This window comes from Rhodospirillaceae bacterium, from assembly GCA_002746255.1.
In the GTDB taxonomy this organism is placed as follows: Bacteria; Pseudomonadota; Alphaproteobacteria.
Genome location: NVWO01000001.1, coordinates 69,310 through 82,181, shown reverse-complemented (window position 1 = coordinate 82,181; position 12,872 = coordinate 69,310). Strand labels below are relative to the sequence as shown.

The following is a 12,872-nucleotide window of genomic DNA, read 5'->3' as shown; positions in this document are numbered from 1 at the left end:
GGGAACGCCCCAGCCCTACGCTAAAACCTGCCCTGCCTAAGCCGAAGAACGGATAAGCTCCGGTTCGAACTGAAGTTCGGCCAGCCGCGCATAAAGCGGCGAGCTTTTCAGAAGCTCGCCATGGGTGCCGATGGCAACGATCCTGCCCTCATCCAACACGACGATGCGGTCCGCGTTTAAAACCGTCGAGAGACGGTGGGCGATAACCAGCGTCGTCCGTTCGGCCATCAGCCTTTCCAGGGCCACCTGCACAACGCGTTCGCTTTCCGAATCCAGCGCGCTGGTCGCCTCATCCAGCAACAAAACCTCCGGATTTCGTAAAATTGCCCGGGCAATTGCAATCCGTTGCCGTTGCCCGCCGGAAAGGCGTACGCCGCGCTCGCCCAGAAACGTAGAAAAGCCATCGGGAAGACGGTCGAGAAACCCCGCCGCATTCGCCGCTTCCGCCGCCGCGCGAACGTCGGAATCCGTAGCTTTGGGGCGGCTGTAGCGAATGTTTTCCCAGGCGTCCGCCGAGAAAATCACCGGATCCTGAGGAACCAGGCCAAGATGGGCGCGCACGTCGCCCGGGGCTGCGTCCCGCACATCAACACCATCCAGGGTCACCTTCCCTGCCTGCGGATCGTAAAAGCGCAGCAAAAGCTGAAAGACCGTTGATTTACCGGCACCCGATGGGCCGACAAGGGCCAGATGTTCCCCGGGCTTCACGGCCAGGGTAAAATCCAAAAGCGCCGGCCGTTCGGGGCGCGAAGGATAGGCGAAGGTCAACCCCTCGAACGCCACCCCGCCTTGCAACGGTGCCGGCAGGGGCACGGGGTTTTCCGGCGCAACAATTTCCGGCTCGGTGGCAAGAAGATCCATCAGGCGTTCCGCCGCGCCAGCGGCACGCTGAAGATCGCCAACCACTTCGCTGATCGCGCCGGACGCCCCGGCGACAATCACCGCGTAAAAAACAAACGCCGCCAAATCCCCGGCGCTGAACGTCCCGGCAAGCACATCGTGACCGCCCACCCAGAGGATGCAGCCGACTGCACTGAAGGCAAGCACGATCACGATCACCGTAAGCACGGCGCGGACACGCACGCGACGCATGCCCATGGAAAACGCATCCTCGACGCGTTTTGCGAAACGTGCCTGATCTATTTTTTCATGCCCGAACGCCTGAACCGTACGAACGGCGTTGATGCTTTCCTCGACATAGGCGCCGACATCGGCCACGCGATCCTGGCTTTCCCGGGACAGACGCCGCACGCGCCGACCGATGACCAGAATCGGGACAACGACCAGCGGAATGACAAGCACGACGAGAAGTGTCAGCTTCGGACTTGTGATGGCAAGAAGCGCGATTCCGCCCACAAGCATCAACACATTGCGAAGCGCCATCGAAAGGGAAGACCCGACAACGGTTTGCAGAAGCGTCGTATCCGCCGTCAAACGCGAAAGCAGTTCGCCGGTTTTCGTGGTCTCAAAAAAACTTGGGCTAAGCCCGAGAATGTGGTTGAAAACGTCCCGGCGAATGTCGGCGACGACGCGCTCGCCCACCCAGGAAACCAGGTAGAACCGCCCATAGGTGGCGATCGCCAGCAACAGGATGACGCCAAACAGCACCATCAAGGCACGGTCAAGAAGGGCCGCGTCGCCGGCGCTAAACCCTTCATCGACAAGGGTGCGCAACCCAAGGCCAAGAGCCAGCACCGTGCCCGCCGCAAGGGTCAGCGCCGCCACCGCCCCAAGAATGCCGAGCGTATAGGGCCGAAGGTAGGGCAGGATTCGCCGGAGGGGCTTAAAATTCCGGCGACGGCCTTTCTCCACAGCGGCGGAAGCCTGTACATTCGGGTCAGTCAAGGCAGGATGCTCCTTTTAAATTGGCAGCTTGGCCGCCGCTTGGTGGCGGCTTGGCGGATAATCTGTGGTTTGGCAGGCAAAAACCCAATGCCCTCGGCAACCGGCAGGCCGAAGTCAAACCCGGCCCTTGTTTCAGCACACGGCCTTCGCTATAACAGCCCCCGTCGTTAGGAGCGAGAAATGAAAAAAGACCTGCACCCAGATTACCACACGATCAACGTCGTCCAAACCGACGGCAGCTCGTTTACGACTCGCTCCACCTGGGGCAAGGAAGGCGATACGCTGAAGCTGGACGTCGATCCGCTTTCGCATCCGGCATGGACGGGCGTTCACCGCCTGATCGACAGCGGCGGACAGCTTGCAAAATTCAAGAAGCGCTTTCAGAATTTTGAGATCAAAACCTAGGCTGCGTTCCGCTAAAACATCCCGCCATTCGAAAATCCATTTTTTCCTTTCAGGAAGCCGTCCCGGCACCTGCAGCCAGCCCTTGCTTGGAAGTCCTGATCCGACTACACCCGGACCTGTTCCCTGCAACGGAAGGCCGCGCCAACCATGCCAAACCTGCCTTTGATGATGAACGCGATTGAAATTGCCGAACCCGGCGGGCCTGAAAAAATGGCCCTCGTCCGCCGCGCCGTGCCTACGCCCGATGTGGGCGAGGTGCTGATCAAAGTCGCTGCCGCCGGCATCAACCGGCCGGACATTCTGCAACGGGAAGGAAATTACGCGCCGCCGCCCGGCGCTTCGGATATTCTCGGTCTTGAGGTCGCAGGCCGGGTGGTCGCCCACGGGCCGGATGTGTCCGCGCCGAAAATCGGCGACGACGTGATGGCCCTTCTCGGCGGTGGCGGGTACGCGGAATATTGCACAGCCCCCGCCGTCCTCACCCTGCCCGTGCCCGCTTGCCTGACCATGGTCGAAGCCGCCGCCATTCCGGAAACCTTCGCAACCGTCTGGACAAATGTTTTCGATCACGCCGCCTTAAAGGCGGGCGAGGTCTTTCTCGTTCATGGCGGGACCAGTGGCATCGGCACAACCGCCATTCAGCTTGCCCGGTATTTCGGCGCGACGGTTTTAACGACGGCGGGAAGCCCCGAAAAATGCGCCTTCTGCGAAGATCTCGGCGCGGCGCTGGCGGTGCCCTACCGGGAACAGGATTTTGTCGCCACTGTAAAGGAATTCACGAAGGGCCGTGGCGTTGATGTAATCCTCGACATGGTTGGCGGCGATTATATCCAGCGCAACCTCAACTGCCTTGGGACGGAAGGCCGCCTTGTGCAGATCGCCTTTCTGAAGGGCGCCCGAGTCGAAATAAATCTGATGCGCCTGTTGCTGAAACGGCTGACCCTTTCCGGTTCCGTGTTGCGTTCGCGCACAATCGAAGAAAAGGCCGCCATCCTGGCCACCCTTCGCGAACGGGTCTGGCCGCTGTTTGAAACAACGCAGCTTCGCCCGGTTCTTGACCAGACCTATGCGCTTGGCGATGCGGCAGATGCCCACCGGCGCATGGAAAGCAGCCAGCACATCGGAAAAATCGTACTGATCCCTTGAATTCAGCCAAAAATTCCGCTGAAGGGGGCTTTGATTTTCAGCCTTAGGGTCGCTATAGTCCCGCCGACACGTTATTTCCTGACAATGGATTGTTGAACCTGCGACCCACGGCGCTGAACGTCGATCGGGTCGGCTCCGGAGGCCCTATGCCAAAACCTCTAATGCCAAAAGCCACCGTCGTGTGGCTGGTTGATAATACGACGCTCACCTTCGAACAAATCGCCGATTTCTGCGACTTGCACCATTTGGAAGTGCAGGGCATAGCGGATGGCGAAGTGGCAATCGGAATAACCGGCGTCAGCCCAATCAAAACGGGCGAATTGACCGTTGAAGAAATCGACCGCTGCCAGAAGGATCCCTCCGGCCGGATGAAAATGTCCCAACCGGATCTGCCCGTGCCCGTCGCGCGGACAAAGGGGCCGCGTTACACCCCGCTTTCAAAACGTCAGGACCGCCCGGATGCCATCTCATGGCTGGTCACGCAGCATCCAGAGCTAAGCGACGCCCAGATTTCTAGGCTCGTCGGCACAACGAAGCCGACCATCAATGCCATTCGCGAACGCACCCATTGGAACGCGAAGAACCTAAAGCCGCAAAGCCCGGTAAAGCTTGGGCTTTGCACCCAGGTTGAATTGATGACCGACATCGAAAAAGCGACCCGCGCGGCAGAACGCCGCGAAGCACGCGCAACGGCAAAGGAAAAATCCCTGGCCAAGATAGGGTCGGATACGCCGGTTCCGGAAACGACACAGGAAACAGCTGCCGACCTTCCGGTCGCGTCCGACAAAGAAAATGGGTGAACGGTTTTTTTCTAGGGCTCAATCCGCGTGAGCGCATCTTTCGTGAGAGCGTCTTTGACGCGGAGTTTTTCGCTTTTCAGCTTATGCAGGTAAAGCTCGTCAGGAAGGGGCCGTCGGTTTTCTTTGTGGATGATCGTTTCTAGTTCCGCGTGGCGTGTCTTTAATTGATTAGCCTGACCTGTGCCCATATCGTCGAACCTCGCAATCTAGCCAAAACAAACGTCCAAACTTTCTCAAGCGTACCCCTTCCGTGGACCCTTGACCAGAACGCCGCGCAACCGCCTCAATCGCCAAAGGAAATTCCAAGGCCACGGGCGGTTTTCGCCAGGGCTCCTTCGGGGTCCACGCCACAATAATGTTCCAAAACTTCCCGGATCGGAAAATCGACAACGCGGCGATTTTGCCAGGCGACCATGTGCCCAAACCTGCCTTTCGCGATCAAATCAACCGCATGCACACCAAAGACCGACGCCATTAACCGGTCACGCGGTGTCGGCGTTCCGCCCCGCTGCAAATGGCCAAGAATGGTGACCCGCGTCTCGTCCCCGGTCAGCTCCGAAATTCGGTCCCCCAAATAGTGCCCGATGCCGCCATAACGAACGCCGCCGGATTTTTTCCGGACCCCAACCGTTTCGCCGCTTTCCGTCTTGACCGCCTCGGCAACGACAATCAGCGCATGCGAACGGCCTTGACTGCGAAGGCTCGCAATCTTGGCCGTGACATTTTCCATCCGGTAGGGAATTTCAGGAATAAGAATGACGTCAGCGCCGCCGGCAATCCCGGAACCCAGCGCAATATGTCCGGCATCCCTTCCCATCACTTCAAGAATAATGACGCGGTTGTGGCTGGCCGCCGTCGGTTGCAGGCGATCCAGCGCCTCCGTCGCCACGCAAACGGCGGTGTTGTACCCAATGCAGGTTTCGGTCAACCCGATGTCGTTGTCGATCGTCTTTGGGATGGCAACGACGTTTAAATTTCCCTTCTCGGCAAGCGCCTGTGTAATCCGCAGGCTGCCGTCGCCACCAATGACGACCAACGCGTCCAGGCCAAGCTCACGATAGCCCTCGATGATCTCATTGGAACGGTCTTTTACGCTGCCATCGGGCATCGGAAAGGCAAAGGGATCCCCCGCACTCATCGCGCCAAGAATGGTGCCGCCCATGCGCAGCACATTGCCCGTAAAGATTTTGAGGGTGAGCTCTTCATAATCAAGGGGCCGGCGAAGCAACCCCATTGTGCCTTCACGAATGCCGAAGAGCCGCCAGCCATAGCCACCGATTGCCCGGCGCACGACGGCCCGAATGACCGCGTTCAGGCCGGAACAATCGCCGCCGCTGGTCAGAATGCCAATTCGTTTTTGATCGCCGTTCTTTTTATCGCCCATCGTCCACGGCCTGGCTGGTACCGCTGTCCGGGTTGCCCTTCGCGGCCTTGCGCGCACGTTTCTGTGCGTACATCTCCTTGTCGGCGGCCTCAAGGGCGGAGTCAATATCTTCCGCACTTTCGAAAAGATAAACGCCATAAGAAACCGAAAGCGACAGGGTTTTTTCCTTCCATTGGAAGGGACTGCTCTCGATCTTCTGGGCAAGAATAGCGGCTTTTTCTCTGCCGGATTTCAGCCCCGTCTGGGCAAGCAGAACCCCGAACTCGTCCCCGCCGAGCCGGCCTAAAACATCGGATTCGCGAATGTTGTTCAGAAACAGTTGTGCCACATGCCCAAGCGCCGCGTCGCCTGCGGCGTGCCCTTCCGTATCGTTTAACGTCTTCAGACCATCCAGATCGAAATAAAGAATACAGCCACATGCCCCATAACGTTCCGCGTAGGACATCATACGCGCAAGATGGCGGACGAAGGCCCGCCGGTTGGCGATCGCAAGCAGGGGGTCGTGATCCACCTCATGTTCGAGAAGCAAAACACGCTCTTTGAAAACCAAAAGCTCTTGACGCAACCGGTCCACTTCCGCCATCAGATCAAGAAGCGCCGAGCGGACCTTCGGGGTCAATTCCGTTTCAGGTATCCCCATCACGGAGGTGACGTCCTCAATCTCCGCCGGTGCCGCCGCCTGGCCCGGCACGCCTCTGGCGGTGGACGTCACACCTGAAGCGCGGCGAAGCGGGTTCGTCTTTTCAACCTTCATTCGGGGCTTTCCCACCCATCCGGAAAAGATAACAAAGCCAAGCCAAACAGCCTGGCGACCCGGAAAGCCTAGCATGAAAGCCCCCTCCCAATCCTTAACGACGCACCCTTACTTGCCACCCGTGGGTCCCTCCCTTACATTGGCGCCCTTTCCAAGCCAAAGCCGAACGCGCCACAGGAGCGCCGCACCACATGGAATTAAAGAAACCGGCAGCAAAGAAACCGCTCGTCGGCATCCTCATGGGAAGCCAGTCTGACTGGGAAACCATGCGCCATGCTGCAGAAATTCTGGACACACTCGGCATTTCCAACGAGACGAAGATCGTTTCGGCCCATCGGACGCCGAAACGGCTTTACGCCTATGCCGCCGACGCGCGCCAACGGGGCCTGAAGGTCCTCATCGCTGGCGCCGGAGGCGCGGCGCACCTTCCTGGAATGGTCGCCGCCTTGACGCCGCTACCGGTTTTCGGCGTGCCCGTCGAATCAAAAAGCCTGAAGGGCCTCGACAGCCTGCTGTCAATCGCCCAGATGCCCGGCGGCGTGCCCGTCGGTACGCTCGCCGTAGGCAAGCCCGGCGCAAAGAACGCCGGCCTTCTCGCTGCGGCGGTGATTGCCCTGTTTGATCCGACAGCAGCGCAAGCGCTGGATGCCTGGCGTGAAAAACAGACGGCAAGCGTCGCCGATCTTCCAAGCGATTAAAGCTGGCGAAATGACGGACACGCCCCTGCCACCTGGTTCAACCATCGGCATTTTCGGCGGCGGTCAGCTTGGCCGCATGACGGCGCTGGCGGCGGCGGAACTTGGCTACCGCGTCCATGTTTTTGACCCGCAAGCCGACCCGCCGGCAGCCCAGGTCGCCAATCTTCACCTTGCCGCCGCCTATGACGACCAAAAAGCAGTGGCGGAATTCGCCGCCGGGATCGATGTCGCAACCTTCGAATTCGAGAACGTGCCAAGCGCGACAGTCGCCCGGCTGGAAGGCGTCGTGCCGGTGCGCCCAAGCGGCAAAATTCTGCACATCATCCAGGACCGCCTCCGGGAAAAGGATTTCCTGCGCGGCATCGAGGTTGCAACCACGGCCTATGCGCGCGTGGAAAGCCTGGCCGATCTGGATCGGCTGACACCGGAAATCGGCCTGCCTGCGGTCCTGAAAGCGGCGCGCTTCGGCTATGATGGCAAGGGCCAGCGCAAGCTGGAGCCCGGCACAGACCTAAAAACCACCTGGCAGGATCTGGGCGCAGATCTTGCCATTCTTGAAGCCTGGGTCGACTTCGCCTGCGAGATTTCTGTCATCGTCGCGCGCGGCATTGATGGCAAGATGGCGGCATACGCACCATCGGAAAACCGCCACCAGTATCATATCTTGCGGCAAAGTCGCGTCCCGGCCACCATCGACGCCAACATCGGTCTTGCCGCTGAGGCCAGCGCGAAAAAGATCGCCGCAGCCCTTGATCTGACCGGCCTGCTGGCGGTCGAATTTTTCGTCACCCGCGACGGCGGCCTGCTGGTCAACGAATTGGCACCGCGCCCCCACAATTCCGGCCACTGGACGATGGATGCCTGCGTCACCAGCCAGTTCGAACAATTCGTCCGCGCCGTTGCCGGCCTGCCCCTGGGCGCAACGGACCGCCATTGCGACGCGGTGATGACGAATTTACTTGGCGAGGAATGGGAAAACTGGCCGAACATCGCCGCCGAACCGGGCGCAAGCCTGCATCTTTATGGCAAGAAAGAAGCCCGCCCCGGTCGCAAGATGGGCCACGTCACGCGGCTTTCGCCAAAAACCGGGCGCTAAGCACCGGAGCCGCTAAACGCCAGAACGCCCAGGAAAAAACCGGCGCAACGGCGTTGCAAGCGCGCCAAGCCGTTTTTTTACCTCGCCGCGCAATTTGGGAATTTTCAGGACGTTGGCAATCCGCCGGTCCAGAAATTCCCAACTGTCGGCAAAGCCTTCCGAATCGTCGTTCAGCCAGTAAAAAAATGTCGAGACGTAAACGCCGGCCAGCAGGCTGCGCTTTGAATAAAAATTGAAATCCGTCGACCGGTCGCCAATGGCACGCCAGATGGCGTCAACCGTCCGCCAGGTTGCCCGCGCCGCAACGCCGGCATTCTGGGGCAGCATGAGATAGCCCGCCGCGCGACGCGACGCTTCGCGGTAGGGCGTGTTTTGTTCAAGACGCAGACGCACAGCCAAGGCAATGCGGTCGCGGATGCGCAAACTTTCCAAATCATGGCCTTCCAGAGCCACCTCCATCCGGCGGTTCAGAATGACGGAAAAACAATCGAAAAGATCGGCAACGCCTTTCGGGCAGGCGCGGGCCACCTGGGCCGGGGCAAGCCCGGCATCCTTCGCCCCGGCGGCCATGGCCATGTCCGTCCAGCCATCGAAAGGAATGTGGCGCAGGCTGGCTTCAAGAAGCCCCTCGCGCAGGGTTTCGATCTCTGTCTTTGCGTCCATGGCCGCTCATCTCCTCGCTTTCCTAAAGTTCCGGAAGCGTTTTCTCCATTTCGTCAACATAACCGAAGGTCGAAAGATCCCTCATGCGCATCGGATAAAGAATGCCATCCAGATGATCCACCTCGTGCTGGACAACCCGGGCATGAAAGCCGCTGACCTCGCGCTTGATGACGCCCCCCTCCGGCGTCACCCCACGGTAATGCAAGCGCAGAAAACGCGGCACCATGCCAGCCATGCCGGGAAGGGACAAGCAACTCTCCAACCCCGTTTCCATCGCCTCGCCGACCGGCTCCAGAACCGGGTTAATCAATATCGTCAGCCCAACTGGCGGCTCTGGGTCTGTCACCCGTGCCGCCGGCACCTCGAAAATAACCACGCGTTTCGACACGGCAATCTGGGGCGCTGCCAGACCGACGCCTTCCGCCGCGCGCATTGCCCCAAGCATGTCGGCGACAAGCGCTGCGATTTCTGGTGCCGTCGGGTCCACCACCGCTTTCGCCACCGCGCGCAGCGCCGGGTGCCCCATACGGACAATTTTACACAATGCCATGGACCCATCATGAAGCCCCGGCACCGCCAGTTCCAGCCAGATTTCTTGAAATTGGCAGCACAGCACTCTTTGCAGCTGCTGCTTCCCCTTTTCAAGGGGCAAGCATTGTGTTATGTAGCGCCCCTCTTTGTGATTAAAATCTTTGCTTGGGAAACCGGATTGGCCGTTTCTTAAGAGGACTGCGGGAGAGAAGTTTGCTAGTCACCGTTCGCGACAACAACGTCGATCAGGCGCTTCGGGCGCTAAAGAAAAAGATGCAGCGCGAGGGCATTTTCCGCGAGATGAAGATGCGTCGCGCTTTCGAAAAGCCATCCGAAAAGAGGGCCCGCGAACGCGCCGAAGCCATTCGGCGGGCACGCAAGCTGGCCCGCAAGCGGCTGGAGCGCGAGCTCTAGAAAAACCGCATCTGCGACGCGCCGGGCACAAAAGCCACCGCGATTTTTGCGGCAATTTTTGCTTTTTTCGGAAAACCCCTCAGGCCCTGTCGGAGGGGTTTTTTATTGGCGTGACGCCCGGCACCTGAATTTGGCCCCCGACCTGGGCTACATGGCCTTCACGATGGCCTCGACCATCTTTTTGGCATCGCCGAACAGCATCATCGTGTTGTCCCGGAAGAAAAGTTCGTTCGCAACCCCCGCATAGCCCGGCGAGAGAGAACGCTTTATGAACAGGATGGTTTTGGCGTTCTCAACATCTAGAATTGGCATGCCATAGATCGGACTTGCTGGGTCTTTCTTTGCGATCGGGTTCGTCACGTCATTCGCGCCGATGACGAAGGCCACATCCGTCGAAGCAAAATCGCGGTTGATCTCGTCCAATTCAAACACTTCGTCATAGGGCACGTTCGCTTCCGCCAGCAGCACGTTCATATGCCCAGGCATGCGACCGGCAACCGGATGAATGGCGTATTTAACCTTGACGCCTTCCGCCTTCAGCAAATCGCCCATCTCGCGAAGCGCGTGCTGGGCCTGGGCGACCGCCATCCCATAACCGGGAACGATGATGACGGACGCGGCGTTCTTGAGAATAAAGGCGGCGTCGTCGCCGCTGCCCACCTTCACGGGCTTGTCGCCCCCCGCTTCGGTTGCTGACGACGCCTGCCCCTCGCCACCGAAACCGCCGAGAACGACATTAAAGATCGAACGGTTCATCCCCTTGCACATGATGTAGCTGAGGATGGCACCCGAAGAACCAACCAGCGCGCCGGTGATAATCAGCAGGTGGTTGTCGAGGGTAAAGCCGATGCCGCAGGCCGCCCACCCCGAATAGGAGTTCAGCATCGAAATCACCACCGGCATATCGGCGCCGCCGATCGGCACAATCACCAGAAAGCCAATCAGAAAGGCGAGCGCCGCCAACGTCCAGAAGACACCGACCGACTCACTTTCCCCGAAAAGGGCGACCAACCCGATGATGGCCAGCCCGATCAACGCGTTCAAAAGATGCTGGCCGGGAAAAACCATCGGCGATCCGGAAACCAGCCCCTGCAGCTTCGCAAAGGCCACAATGGAGCCGGAAAACGTGATCGCGCCGACAACCATGCCAATGCCCATTTCGACCCGATTGGCCATGGGAATCGACCCGATTTCACCGATCCCAAAAGCCGCCGGCGCATAAAGAGCGGCGGCGGCAACAAAGACGGCGGCCAGGCCGACCAGGCTGTGAAATGCCGCCACCAGTTGTGGCAACGCCGTCATCTGAATGCGAAAGGCGATGACGGCACCAATCGTGCCACCAACCAGCATGCCGATGATAATCAGCGTATAGCTCTCGACTTGTGGTGAAAGCAGCGTCGTCACGATGGCGATCGTCATGCCGCCGATGCCATAGAGGTTCCCGACTCGCGCCGTCACCGGCGAGGCCAAACCCCGCAACGCCATGATGAAACAGATGGAGGCGGCGAGATAGGCAAGTACCGTTGTGGTTGCGGTCACGCGTCGCTCCTCCCGCTAACTTTTTTTCCTGAACATCTGCAACATGCGCTGGGCGACGAGAAACCCACCAAAGATATTGATGCTCGCCAGGACCACCGCCGCAAAGCCGATCACCTTCGAAAAGGTCGTTTCCAACGGCCCTGCCGCAATCAACGCGCCAACGATAATCACGCTGGAGATGGCGTTCGTTACGGCCATCAGCGGCGAATGCAATGCCGGGGTGACGCTCCAGACAACGTAATAACCAACAAAAACGGCAAGCACAAAAATCGTCAGGGCAAAAACAAACGGGTCCACATGTGCCGCGCCACCAATCACTGCCGAAGCACTTTCAACCATTTTTTGCATGCCTTCCATGTCCTAGTCTCCCGTGTCCAGGAAGGCGGGGTGAATTTTTGCCCCGTCCCTCGTAAGCTGGGTGCCCTGGATGATTTCGTCTTCCGGATCAAGTTTGAGCAGCTTCGTTTCTTCGTCGATCAGGGGCGCGAGAAAGTTCAGAAGGTTCCTCGCATAAAGAGAACTCGCGCTTTCCGCGATGCGGCTTGGCAGATTAGGGTACGCAACAATCGTCACACCGCCTATCTCGACAATCCCTTCTTCGCTAAGCTCGCAATTGCCACCCGCCTCAATCGCCATGTCGAGGATCACCGAGCCCGGCTTCATGTCCAGAACCATCGCTTCCGTAATCAGGATTGGCGCGGCTTTGCCGGGGATCAGCGCCGTGGTAATGACGATGTCCTGTTTTTTGACCGTCGCGTGAACAAGTTCGGACTGCTTGCGTTTGTAATCCTCGCTCATTTCCTTCGCGTAACCGCCGGCCGTCTCGGCATTTTCTGTTTCTTCCGATGCAACTTCGATAAAGGTCGCCCCAAGGCTTTCCACCTGTTCCTTCACGACCGGGCGAACATCAAAAGCGGAAACGATGGCACCCAGGCGCCGCGCCGTGGCAATCGCCTGCAACCCGGCAACGCCGGCCCCCATGACAACCACCCGGGCCGGTGCCACGGTGCCGGCCGCCGTCATCATCATTGGCATCGCCCGGCCAAAAATGTTGGCCGCTTCAAGGACGGCGTGATAGCCCGCAAGGTTGCTCTGGGAAGAAAGCACATCCATGCCCTGCGCCCGGGTGATGCGCGGCAGCAATTCCATTGCGAAGGCATCTACTTTTGCGTCCGCATAGGCCTGCACCAGCCCCGGATCGGCGTAGGGCGACAGCAGGCCAATCAATTTTGCGCCCGCCTTCAGATAGGAAAGTTCGTCCGGCCCGCCTTCCGCTTCCGTAAGCGGACGTTGAACTTTCAAAACGATGTCGGCGTCCGCAAGCGTGGCAGCCGCATCGTCACCACGGGATGCCCCCGCCGCCTGATAGGCCGCGTCAAGAAAGGCGGCATCGGCACCGGCGTCACGCTCGACCACAACGTCAAAGCCAAGCGCAATCAATTTCTTTACCGTGTCTGGAGTTGCTGCAACGCGACGCTCATGTTCGCGTCGCTCCCTTGGAACGCCAATTTTCATTATCCCCTGCCCCGCTTCTTCTTAGCGATCGTGTGATTTGGCAGCAAAGCTCCGCAAGCCTGCCGCATTCGCCCAGCTTTGC

Annotated in this window: 15 protein-coding genes; 6 read left to right on the top strand and 9 right to left on the bottom strand. The window is 59.3% G+C overall.

What is annotated here, in order from left to right; all coding sequences use genetic code 11:
• Nucleotides 1-36 precede the first annotated feature (36 nt).
• Complete coding sequence (locus tag COA65_00405; GenBank protein PCJ61463.1) at nucleotides 37-1,812, bottom strand: ABC transporter; 1,776 nt, start codon at nucleotides 1,810-1,812, stop codon at nucleotides 37-39.
• Between the two features lie 213 nt (nucleotides 1,813-2,025).
• Between COA65_00405 and rpmE the strand changes: the two genes are divergently transcribed.
• From rpmE to COA65_00390, 3 genes are all read left to right on the top strand, one after another.
• On the top strand, nucleotides 2,026-2,250 hold the full coding sequence (gene rpmE / locus COA65_00400) for a 50S ribosomal protein L31 (protein PCJ61462.1): 225 nt from the start codon (nucleotides 2,026-2,028) through the stop codon (nucleotides 2,248-2,250).
• Nucleotides 2,251-2,397: 147 nt separating this feature from the next.
• On the top strand, nucleotides 2,398-3,396 hold the full coding sequence (locus COA65_00395) for an NAD(P)H-quinone oxidoreductase (GenBank protein ID PCJ61461.1): 999 nt from the start codon (nucleotides 2,398-2,400) through the stop codon (nucleotides 3,394-3,396).
• Nucleotides 3,397-3,542: 146 nt separating this feature from the next.
• On the top strand, nucleotides 3,543-4,196 hold the full coding sequence (locus COA65_00390) for a cytoplasmic protein (protein PCJ61744.1): 654 nt from the start codon (nucleotides 3,543-3,545) through the stop codon (nucleotides 4,194-4,196).
• A gap of 11 nt (nucleotides 4,197-4,207) precedes the next feature.
• On the opposite strand, the gene COA65_00385 is transcribed toward COA65_00390, so the two are convergent.
• The 3 genes from COA65_00385 to COA65_00375 form a co-directional block, all read right to left on the bottom strand.
• Nucleotides 4,208-4,384 (bottom strand): DUF465 domain-containing protein, encoded by a 177-nt coding sequence (locus tag COA65_00385; GenBank protein PCJ61460.1) that lies wholly within the window; start codon nucleotides 4,382-4,384, stop codon nucleotides 4,208-4,210.
• 95 nt (nucleotides 4,385-4,479) lie between these two features.
• Complete coding sequence (locus COA65_00380; protein PCJ61459.1) at nucleotides 4,480-5,580, bottom strand: 6-phosphofructokinase; 1,101 nt, start codon at nucleotides 5,578-5,580, stop codon at nucleotides 4,480-4,482.
• Entirely contained in the window at nucleotides 5,570-6,409 is an 840-nt protein-coding gene (locus tag COA65_00375; protein ID PCJ61458.1) for a GGDEF domain-containing protein, read from the bottom strand. Before COA65_00375 ends, COA65_00380 begins: the two co-directional genes overlap by 11 nt.
• Before the next feature lie 116 nt (nucleotides 6,410-6,525).
• Here COA65_00375 and purE point away from each other — a divergent pair, with 116 nt between their 5' ends.
• Together purE and COA65_00365 are read left to right on the top strand one after the other, a co-directional pair.
• Complete coding sequence (gene purE / locus COA65_00370) at nucleotides 6,526-7,032, top strand: 5-(carboxyamino)imidazole ribonucleotide mutase (protein PCJ61457.1); 507 nt, start codon at nucleotides 6,526-6,528, stop codon at nucleotides 7,030-7,032.
• Between the two features lie 10 nt (nucleotides 7,033-7,042).
• Complete coding sequence (locus COA65_00365) at nucleotides 7,043-8,128, top strand: 5-(carboxyamino)imidazole ribonucleotide synthase (GenBank protein ID PCJ61456.1); 1,086 nt, start codon at nucleotides 7,043-7,045, stop codon at nucleotides 8,126-8,128.
• Between the two features lie 12 nt (nucleotides 8,129-8,140).
• On the opposite strand, the gene COA65_00360 is transcribed toward COA65_00365, so the two are convergent.
• Nucleotides 8,141-8,791, bottom strand: coding sequence for a COQ9 family protein (locus COA65_00360; protein PCJ61455.1), 651 nt, complete (start codon nucleotides 8,789-8,791; stop codon nucleotides 8,141-8,143).
• A gap of 22 nt (nucleotides 8,792-8,813) precedes the next feature.
• The gene (gene def, locus COA65_00355; GenBank protein ID PCJ61743.1) at nucleotides 8,814-9,341 is read right to left on the bottom strand and encodes a peptide deformylase; all 528 of its coding nucleotides are present in this window, start codon (nucleotides 9,339-9,341) and stop codon (nucleotides 8,814-8,816) included.
• Between the two features lie 194 nt (nucleotides 9,342-9,535).
• Between def and rpsU the strand changes: the two genes are divergently transcribed.
• Nucleotides 9,536-9,736 carry a 30S ribosomal protein S21 gene (rpsU, locus tag COA65_00350; GenBank protein ID PCJ61454.1) on the top strand — a complete coding sequence of 67 codons (201 nt, stop codon included), beginning with the start codon at nucleotides 9,536-9,538 and terminating at the stop codon, nucleotides 9,734-9,736.
• Between the two features lie 147 nt (nucleotides 9,737-9,883).
• Here the strand turns inward: rpsU and COA65_00345 are convergent, their stop codons facing one another.
• Genes COA65_00345 through COA65_00335 form a run of 3 tightly spaced genes read right to left on the bottom strand, consistent with a single transcriptional unit; the run spans nucleotide 9,884 to nucleotide 12,790 of the window.
• Nucleotides 9,884-11,275, bottom strand: a complete 1,392-nt coding sequence (locus COA65_00345; GenBank protein ID PCJ61453.1) for an NAD synthetase — start codon at nucleotides 11,273-11,275, stop codon at nucleotides 9,884-9,886.
• Between the two features lie 15 nt (nucleotides 11,276-11,290).
• Nucleotides 11,291-11,632, bottom strand: a complete 342-nt coding sequence (locus COA65_00340) for an NAD(P) transhydrogenase subunit alpha (GenBank protein PCJ61452.1) — start codon at nucleotides 11,630-11,632, stop codon at nucleotides 11,291-11,293.
• A 3-nt stretch (nucleotides 11,633-11,635) separates the two neighbouring features.
• A complete protein-coding gene (locus COA65_00335; GenBank protein PCJ61451.1) occupies nucleotides 11,636-12,790 on the bottom strand; it encodes an NAD(P)(+) transhydrogenase (Re/Si-specific) subunit alpha in 1,155 nt (384 codons plus the stop codon).
• Nucleotides 12,791-12,872: the final 82 nt, after the last annotated feature.